Genomic DNA, 1,589 nt, shown 5'->3' with positions numbered 1-1,589 from the left:
GGCGACGGCATGCCTTCTTGCGGCGCTGGCCTACATGCGCTTCACGGCGGGCATCGACTTCGCAGGCAGGGAGGTTGCCTGCATCGGAGCCATCGCGGTGTGCGCGCTGTTCTCCACCGCGTTCGGCACGCTTCTGGGATCGCTTCCCAAGGTGGGATTCGGCGTGAAGACGGGCCTGCTCACGGGCACGACCTGCCTGCTCTCGCTGTTCGCGGGCCTCTACGGCGAGCCCGTGATGAACATGGCCGACCAGCTGGCGCGCGACTATCCGCTGCTCGCCTCGCTCAACCCTGCGAAGGTGGTCACCGACACGTTCTACAGCCTGTATTACTACGATTCGCTTGAGCCCTTCTTCGGCAAGGTTGGGCTTCTGCTGGCGATGACCGCCGTCGTGTTCGCCGTGTCCGCCCTGTTCATAAGGAGGCAGCGCTATGCAAGTATTTAAAACCGCCCTGCGCGTGGTGCTCACGCACCCCGTGTACGTGGTCGTGTACGTGGGATTCTTGAGCCTGCTGGGGCTGTTCGTGGCCATGGGCGTCGCCCCTGACACGAACGCGGGAAGCTATGAGGCGGTGAAGGCGCCGTTCGCCGTCGTCGACCGAGACGGCAGCGTGCTCTCCGAGCGCCTGGCCGCGTTTCTGGGAGAGCACGGCGAGCAGGTGGAGGTGGCCGACGAGTCCTTCGCGATGCAGGACGCCGTGGCCACGGGGCAGGTCAAGTGCGTGCTCGTGGTGCCCGAGGGGTACGAGCGCGCGTTTTTGGAGGCCGCGCGCTCGGGCGAGGACGCGCCCGCCGTAGAGGTGGCGTACAGCTACGGGACAATGGCCGGCACGCTGCTCGACCAGCAGGCGAACCAGTACCTGGGGCTCGTGCGGGCCGAGGCCGCGCTCGAGCCGGACGCCCCTGCGTCCGACGTGATGGCGCGCGCCGACGATGCCGCCGCGCAGACGGCCGCCGTCGAGACGGTGAAGACGCAGGACGGGGCCATCCCGGCCGACCGCTTCGCGTTCTACCTCATGTGGTGCTCCTACACGCTCATGGCCTCCATCATCGTATGCGTGAGCCTGCTCATGGGCGCGTTCAACCGCACCGACGTACTGCGGCGCACGCAGGTGGGGCCCCAGAGCAGCGTGCGGCTGGGTCTGTGGAAAGCGGCGGCCAGCCTGCTGGTGACCGTGGCGGTGTGCGCGGTGACCTGCGGTATCGGGCTGGCGGCGTTCGGATACACGCTGGAAGGCGTTCCCGGCGGAGCCGTCGCGCTCATGCTGGCGGCGGCGTTCGCGCTGGCCCTCGTGCCGTTGGCGGTGGGCTTCCTGCTGGGCCAGCTGGGCGTGGGCGAGGCGACCACGAACGCCGTGGGCAACATCGGCGGCATGGTGATGGCGTTCATGGGCGGCGCATGGATCAGCCTGGACTTGCTCGGCGCCGAGATGCAGACGGCGGCGAAGTTCTTCCCCACGTACTGGTACACCCAGGCGGTCACCGAGAGCGCGCACCTCGCCGAAGTCACCTGGGAGACCGCCGCGCCCATTCTGGCGAACCTCGGGGTCATCGTACTGTTCGCAGCCGCCGTCTTCGCCGTGGCGTTG

The 1,589-nt window shown here is 68.2% G+C and carries 2 protein-coding genes; both read left to right on the top strand.

The window, feature by feature from the left end:
* The coding region (locus tag GPA_RS06990; RefSeq protein WP_167536613.1) for an ABC transporter permease at positions 1-445 on the top strand (445 nt) is incomplete at its 5' end.
* On the top strand, positions 432-1,589 hold a 1,158-nt coding region (locus tag GPA_RS06985; protein ID WP_041239221.1), incomplete at its 3' end, for an ABC transporter permease. The genes GPA_RS06990 and GPA_RS06985, both read left to right, overlap by 14 nt.

Origin of the sequence: Gordonibacter pamelaeae 7-10-1-b (assembly GCF_000210055.1) — a bacterium.
Taxonomy (GTDB): domain Bacteria; phylum Actinomycetota; class Coriobacteriia; order Coriobacteriales; family Eggerthellaceae; genus Gordonibacter; species Gordonibacter pamelaeae.
This window is presented reverse-complemented; position numbering and strand designations above follow the sequence as displayed.